The sequence below is a fragment of the Bacteroidales bacterium genome (assembly GCA_021157585.1).
Classification (GTDB): Bacteria; Bacteroidota; Bacteroidia; order Bacteroidales; family UBA12170; genus UBA12170.
In genome coordinates, this window is the sequence record JAGGWH010000069.1 from 1 (window position 1) to 6,609 (window position 6,609).

The 6,609-nt window shown below is 35.7% G+C and carries 5 protein-coding genes and 1 tRNA gene; 2 read left to right on the forward strand and 4 right to left on the reverse strand.

The genetic code is table 11. The annotated features are described in order from the left end of the window. Positions 1-41: 41 nt before the first annotated feature. The 3 genes from J7K39_04470 to J7K39_04480 all read right to left on the reverse strand — a co-directional run bounded on the left by J7K39_04470 (position 42) and on the right by J7K39_04480 (position 3,599). Entirely contained in the window at positions 42-1,292 is a 1,251-nt protein-coding gene (locus J7K39_04470) for a hypothetical protein (protein MCD6179136.1), read from the reverse strand. 29 nt (positions 1,293-1,321) lie between these two features. After that, complete coding sequence (locus J7K39_04475; GenBank protein MCD6179137.1) at positions 1,322-2,659, reverse strand: 3-hydroxyacyl-CoA dehydrogenase family protein; 1,338 nt, start codon at positions 2,657-2,659, stop codon at positions 1,322-1,324. 166 nt (positions 2,660-2,825) lie between these two features. Continuing rightward, positions 2,826-3,599, reverse strand: coding sequence for an enoyl-CoA hydratase/isomerase family protein (locus J7K39_04480; protein ID MCD6179138.1), 774 nt, complete (start codon positions 3,597-3,599; stop codon positions 2,826-2,828). A 236-nt stretch (positions 3,600-3,835) separates the two neighbouring features. Here J7K39_04480 and J7K39_04485 point away from each other — a divergent pair, with 236 nt between their 5' ends. Both J7K39_04485 and J7K39_04490 read left to right on the forward strand, forming a co-directional pair. After that, positions 3,836-4,786, forward strand: a complete 951-nt coding sequence (locus J7K39_04485; GenBank protein MCD6179139.1) for an AEC family transporter — start codon at positions 3,836-3,838, stop codon at positions 4,784-4,786. Between the two features lie 194 nt (positions 4,787-4,980). Further along, positions 4,981-5,064 (forward strand) — tRNA-Leu (locus J7K39_04490). Between the two features lie 77 nt (positions 5,065-5,141). On the opposite strand, the gene J7K39_04495 is transcribed toward J7K39_04490, so the two are convergent. After that, positions 5,142-6,380 carry a hypothetical protein gene (locus tag J7K39_04495; protein MCD6179140.1) on the reverse strand — a complete coding sequence of 413 codons (1,239 nt, stop codon included), beginning with the start codon at positions 6,378-6,380 and terminating at the stop codon, positions 5,142-5,144. Between the last annotated feature and the right edge of the window lie 229 nt (positions 6,381-6,609).

Sequence of the window (6,609 nt, forward strand, 5' to 3'; positions counted from 1 at the left end):
AGTCACGGTGTGTCTTTAAGACACGCCGTGACTCGTGTTTATTATTCTCCTTGTTTATAGATAATAGCATTGATGGTTACATCATCACCACCCATATTGATGGTCATTCCATAAGGCTTATCATCAGAAAGTTTGATTTGAGCATCTCCGGCTTTTCCGGTCAACTGCTGCCAAATAGTTACTGCTTGATGAACTCCGGTTCCTCCTGTTGGATGTCCCCAACCAATTAAACCGCCGGTTGTATTTATTGGGATTATTCCATCGCGTTTGGTGTTTCCGTTGGCTACAAAATCACAACCTTCACCCGGTTTAGCCAATCCTAAAGCTTCAACAGTAAGGATTCCAGCAATAGAAAAACAGTCGTGCAATTCTACTGTTCCAATTTGATCGATTGTTAAGCCCGTTTGATCAAACACCTTTTGAATGGCTGTTTTAATGGCTTGTAATTCTGTTAAATCAGCGGGATCAGAAGTGATATCACGAATAACTTGTGCGTAGCCAATAACTTCAACAGCATCTTTTTTTGCTACTCCAATACGTTCTAAACCTTCTTCTGAAGCAATAATAATTCCGGAAGCGGCATCAGAAACTTTTGAGCAGTCCATATAATTTAGATGGTCGACAAAAACTTTTCCGTTAGGTTCGTTTTTTAAGGAAAGACCATAAGGATCGGGATGAGTATTATGATATTCCTGAGCTGTCGGATCCAGACGAGCATTTTCAATTGCATTGGCATACCATTGTGCCATTCCTTTACGTGCTCTGTCTCTATCGTATTTTTCGAAATAAGCTCCGGCTCTGTCGCTAAACTGACCGGGGAAGAAATAAGCATGCCCGTTTTTACGTTTTTTAAACCATCCGGCATAGGCTAAAATATCGGCTCCGTAAATTGCTTTCACGGTATTTTGAACTTCCACACCCATACTTAAAACCACATCGGATGTTTCGGCTAAAATAGATTTTATACCACTTACCAAAGCAAGAGATCCAGATCCGCAAGCACCTTCTACACTTGTAGCCGGTTTAAACTCCAAATTTTTATCTATCATTGGAAAAAATCCGGGAAGGTTGCCTTGTTTATTAAATTTTGCAGCCATAAAATTACCCAGTACACTTTCGTCAACACTTTTTCCTCCGCCTTTAATTTGAGTTAATACACCTTGTCCGGCTTCTTTTAGATAATGCTCTAAGCCCGGGCGTTCTTTTTTAGGATTGAATTCTTTTCGTCCGGTTCCCATTGAAATAGTGTTATAACCGGCTGTCATATATATTTTTCGTCTTAATTTTTTCATCTTTTTTAATTTAAAAGGCTAATAAAAGCTTATTCAAAATAATTATTTACCGGTCCAAATGCATGGAAAAATCCGGTTAGCATAACTGTATTTACATCATTGGTATTAGCAGCAACACCATCAGCTACTAATTTTTTACCGATAGCATTGGAGCGTGCTCCATATCTAAGTCCTAATTGAGCTCCAAGATTATCCATAGTCTTCATATTGGCAAAGAAAGCGGTAAATATTTCGTCTTTGTTTTTCTTACGAATTACAGCTTTCCAAGGCATAAATCCTTCAGGTAATGCACCAAGAGCAGCATCGCATTTTTCGGCAAAATCAGCAAAATTTACATAAGCTTTTTTCTCAGGATCGTAGGCTGCAACGGCTTTCCCTCTTTCGTATTTTAAGAAACCATCTTTTTGTGCTCCACTACTCATTTGTCCGCCTTTAATTCCCATTTCGATAAACTGATCGAGAATATTGCTATGCAATTCTTCATCGGGCATATAAGGATCCATCACATTTAGGATAAACTTCATTACATCAATACCAACATAATCCATCAACTGAAAAATTCCCATAGGGCGAACCAAGAAATCCTGACTTACTTTATTAATCATATAAACAGCTTCGGGCCAAGAGTAGTTTGTTGTTAAAGCTTTAGCTTCATTAATACCGTGTAAGCCATCGCGCATAAAATGACCGTTGCCAATAAAGCCTGCAATATCGTTGGCAGGGACAATAATTTTTTTCAGTCCTTTTGCATAAGCATAAGCAAAATCAACCATAACAGTATCGGTATTTTCTGTTGTAATTAACTCAACGAGTTTCTGAACAGCAGGAGGGTTGTAGAAATGAAAACCTAAAACACGACCTTTTAAATTGGCTTTTTCTTCAATTAGATGGATAGGCACCGAGCTGGTGTTGGTAAAATACCAAGGTTCATTAGGATTATTTGTGTCGATTTGAGAGAGAATTTTTACTTTCAAATCGGGGTTTTCGCTAACCGCTTCAAAAATAAGATGGGAGCGATAAGCTACTTCCATAGCTGTAGTTGGACGAATAACATTCATAACATCAAAAATATACTGATCGATGATTTCGCCATTTTCAATCAGATCGGCTCTATCGGCATAAACGGAACGTAACCAAACGGTTTGTTTTTCAGCAATTTTTCGTACTTGTCCTTTTATGTATGGTAATAATCCCGAAAGACCTTCATCAGATAGGTCGATAGCATTTAGTACAAAGGTTTTCCCTTTGTTTTCCGGTTTTAGGCTAAGATTGGTCATTTCAACCGCGGTTAGGAGAAGAATTCCGCTACCCATTTTTCCGGCTGCACCTAAAACGCTTACGTTTTGTAATTTTTCGTCGTATGTCATTTTATATATTATTTATTTTGTTTTTTTATGATTGTCTTAAAATTTCTTTGCGAACGGCGAAGCCCTCAACAGTGTTAAACTCTGTGTTCCCTTTGTGTAGCTCAGTGTAACAGCTTTTTATTATACCACAAAGGAGCTCTAGGTCTCTCAAAGTATCACAAAGAGATTACCAATTAGGCTTGCGTTTTTCTAAGAAAGCTTTCATTCCTTCTTCGCCTTCAGAATTTTTCCCGAATAAAGCTCCGAATTGAGATGCTTCCAAAGCTTCACCATCGGCGAAAGCCATATCTAAACCTTGCAATGTTGTTTCTTTTACTTTTTGAATAGCTTGAGGTCCTTTGGATGCTATATTTTTAGCGATAGCAAAACAAGTGTCGAGCAAGTCTTCGGGTTCTACTACTTTTTGAACTAATTTCAAGCGTAAAGCTTCATCGGCTTTAATCATATCTGCTGTCATTAAAAGGTAGAGTGCATCGGCAGGACCAATAAGACGAGCAAGACGTTGAGTGCCGGCAAAACCTGGAATAAGTCCAAGGTTAACTTCGGGTTGCCCAAATTTAGCTTTGGTACTTGCAATACGAAAATCGCAACTCATTGCTAATTCTAAACCGCCACCAAGGGCAAAACCGTTTACAGCAGCAATAACGGGAACACCTAATTCGGCAAAACTGCTAAAAGTTTTTTGTCCGCGAGTAGAGAATTCTGTTCCTTCTTCGGATGTTTTATTTGCCATTTCTGCAATATCGGCACCGGCTACAAAAGCTTTTCCTTCGCCGGTAATAATGATGGCACGTAAGTCAGTATCGTCTTTAAATTCAGCAATGGCTTTATCCATTTCTTCAAAAAAACGGGTGTTTAAAGCATTCATTGCTTGAGGACGACTTATGGTAACAAGTGCAATATTATCAGTTTTATCAATTTTTAATATTTCGTAGGTCATAAAGCTATTTTTTTTGATTTTTTGAAAAATCGTCAATATCGTTTTAATGTCTGATAATCAGTGATATAAAATAATATTATTTTCCAATTTCAAATGTATGCATAATATTTTTTTTGGACAAGTAATTTTGCTTAATTAGGCTTTATGGAAGCTAATTTAGAAAGTATTCAAGGGGAATATCAAGTTCAGAGTACAGAGAAAAACTACCTTTGCAGATACAAACCTAAATAATTGGAATGAATACCATAGTTGATCAGATATTAATTTTAGGCATACTGGCAGTAGTTGGTGTTATTGCTTTCCGCTTTAAAATATTAAAAGAAGATGCTAAGGGAGTAATAGAAAAAATTATCTTCTACATTAGTCTGCCTCTATTGATTGTTACAAAACTTTCTACTCTCGAATTTACTGATGAAATTCTTCGTAATGCAGGATTGGTTATTCTATTTACTTATGGGATAATGTTTTTTCAGCTTTTTTTAGGGAAGTTGAGCGCTCGGATTTTTGGATTGAAAAAACCGCAAGCCGTTATTCATAGTTTGCATTATATGTTTGGGAATATTGTGTTTTTGGGGTTTCCGCTTTTAGATGCTTTAATGCCCGGAGGAGAAGCTTTGCTTTATGCCGCTTTATATCAATTAGTTTTAAATACCATTTTATGGTCGTATGGAGTAATACAGCTTGATCCCGGCAATAAACAAAGAGGGCTGGGACAATTGAAAAAACTAGTGAATCCAAATACTATTGCTTTGGTTCTGGGTTTGCTAATGATGTTGCTTTCGCTGCGTTTCCCACCTCTTTTGCAAAAAGCGTTTAGTGGGTTGGGAAGTACTACTTTGTATTTAGCAATGCTTTATATTGGGATATTATTGGCGCAAATGAAAATAAAAGAAGTATTTAAACTTTCTATATTCACCTTTAGTTTTAATAAACTGATTTTAAGTCCGGTAATTTTCCTTTTTTTCTTTCATTTTTTGATTAAATATTTTGCAATTCCTTTAAATGCAACTGCTTTTACCGTTTTAATTTTAGAATCGGCTATGCCGGCTATGACTATTTTAGTGCTTTTGGCTAAACGTTTTGGTGCTGATGATTCTCTTGCAATGAAAAACTTTTTTGTAAGTACTATTTTGAGTTTAATCAGTTTGCCCTTTATTCTTTATTTGTTGCAGTGGGTACAAACATAGCGATTGTATTTTTTATTTAAATGAATAATCTGATATAGAAAAACAGACAAAAACTATATCTTTGCATTTCGCTTATTTAGACGTGGGAAATGATAATAAAGCTAGATAGCGAACCGAGGCAGTAAAAGAGTTTTTTAATAACTCGAAATAATTTAAGCAGCCGAGCTCACGACAGATGGCGAAATGATAATAAAGCCCAGATGGCGAAATTGGTAGACGCGCTGGTTTCAGGGACCAGTGGCCGTAAGGCTGTGCAGGTTCGACTCCTGTTCTGGGCACAAGAAAAAGATCGTATACGATTAAATAAAAAAAGGGACTGTCTCAAAAGGACAGTCCCTTTTCGTGATATAATAATTTAATTGAATTTTTTAAGGATCTTCTTTACAGCATCTTTATGAATAGTAAATCCCATCATTTTTAATTTTACATAATCTTGAGAGAAGAAATAATATCCAAATTCGGCTGCTTCGGGACTGTTATTTCTCGATCCGCTACTGGAATCTTTAATCAAATACCAGTCTGCGCCGTCTTTTTCTAAATATCCAACTAAATGCATACCGTGGTCGTCGGTGGTTGTTTTATTTGAAAAGCGAAACTGACGTGCATCTTCGTCGATATATTCCGATGGAATATCGTAAGTAGGGACTAATGCGCATTGTGTAGAACGAACAAAACCCGATTCTGAAACATCGCCTCCAATACTCATAGTGTATCCATTACGAATAGCTTTTTTAATTACTGCCATAAAATCATCTAATGGAATATTGTAATAATCTTTGCTGTGCCACCAGTTATCAGGAACTTTATATTCTACTTGTTGCCAATAAGGTTCTTGTTTGTAAGATAGAATCTCTACATAATTATCGGGATTGAGTTTTAGATAATCACTTGCAAATGATTTAGGTGTATAGCTTTTATTATCAATAACAAATGATTGAGGAGGGACTCCAATATGATAATTCATAATGCTTTTTATTGTGGCTATAACTGTTTCTTCGTTCCAAGCATTATTTTCTTTTACCGAATTCAAATAAGTTTTCATTTCGGCAAACATGTCTGCATGAGAATGGAATTTTCTATTATTCAATAATCCGCTGTATTCTGAATAAGGAACTAAACCATAGTCTTTTATAATTCTTGTTACTGCATTTCCTTCAGATCCTTCATCGAAAACAGAATTTCCTCTTTCTTGAACAAATCGTTTGGCTTTTTCTACATATTCCCAATAAACAACGTAAATTTCCGATAATTTTACTTCTTTATTTGTTAAACGTTTTACTTCTGATTCGTAAAAAGAGATAGTTGAATACGCCCAGCAGCTACCTGCATTACCTTGAGAAATTACGGGTGTAGACCATTCGCGTTTGTATAGATTTACTTTATTCGGGAGCTCTAATCCTGACTGATCCATCATAAAAAATTTATCCTTTTTCGTAGGATTCATCTTTTTCTTGATTGCACTAACGTCTTTTAAAATAGAGTTGACATAAAATCCAGCTTCGTATTCAACAAAGGTAGATTTATCTTTTTTCTGTGCTATTGCTACGGGAGATAGTACCGAAAAGACAAAAAATAATATTATGATTCTTTTCATAGATAAAAATTTATGTTATTAAATTATATTTTACCAACAATTATGGTAGTGCAAATATATTGTTTTATTAAATTTTGGTATAAAAAAAAGACGAAACTATTAGTTCCGTCTTTTTACTTTTTTATTTTGATATTTTATTTATCATCTTGAGGTACGCCAACAGTAATGTCTGCTGTAATGGAATAATTAAAGCTAATGGCAAAGCCTGTTTCGCTAACATGTCCTCCCA

What these genes read in the sequence shown, in the direction of transcription:
- J7K39_04480 (MCD6179138.1), bottom strand. Translation starts at nt 3,599, where the DNA reads ATGACCTACGAAATATTAAAAATTGATAAAACTGATAATATTGCACTT.
- J7K39_04475 (MCD6179137.1), bottom strand. Translation starts at nt 2,659, where the DNA reads ATGACATACGACGAAAAATTACAAAACGTAAGCGTTTTAGGTGCAGCC.
- J7K39_04495 (MCD6179140.1), bottom strand. Translation starts at nt 6,380, where the DNA reads ATGAAAAGAATCATAATATTATTTTTTGTCTTTTCGGTACTATCTCCC.
- J7K39_04485 (MCD6179139.1), top strand. Translation starts at nt 3,836, where the DNA reads ATGAATACCATAGTTGATCAGATATTAATTTTAGGCATACTGGCAGTA.
- J7K39_04470 (MCD6179136.1), bottom strand. Translation starts at nt 1,292, where the DNA reads ATGAAAAAATTAAGACGAAAAATATATATGACAGCCGGTTATAACACT.